Origin of the sequence: Pseudomonas sp. TYF_14, from assembly GCF_043105275.1 — a bacterium.
GTDB classification, from domain to species: domain Bacteria; phylum Pseudomonadota; class Gammaproteobacteria; order Pseudomonadales; family Pseudomonadaceae; genus Aquipseudomonas; species Aquipseudomonas alloputida.
Genome location: NZ_JBICLK010000033.1, coordinates 1 through 342 on the forward strand (window position 1 = coordinate 1; position 342 = coordinate 342).

A 342-nucleotide genomic window follows, 5' to 3' on the forward strand; every position below is an offset into this window, starting at 1 on the left:
CGAACCAGATCTTGTAGATGCCGTTGTCCAGGGCGACGATGCCTTCGGACGGCAGTACACGACGGATGTCAGCCACCATGCGCTGTGGGTAGACCGGGAAGCGGTCGTCGTCGGCGCCTTCGGCGATCTGTGCTTCGTTGGCTTCACGGATGGCCATCAGGCGGGTGAAGTCCCAGTGCGACGTGTCGTTCAGTGCTTCACTGATCTGCCACACGGCGTTGGCGATGTCGCCGATCACTTCTACTTGCGGGAAGTACACGGCATCGACTTCGGCAGAGCGGAAGTTGATGTGGATGACTTCGGTGCCGCCACGGACCATGAAGAACGGCGGCTTCTCGATCA

At 60.2% G+C, this 342-nt stretch carries 1 pseudogene; it reads right to left on the reverse strand.

Annotated features, from left to right (window positions below):
* Nucleotides 1-342, reverse strand: a pseudogene (locus ACF8O8_RS10525) (acetolactate synthase large subunit); the annotation flags it as partial.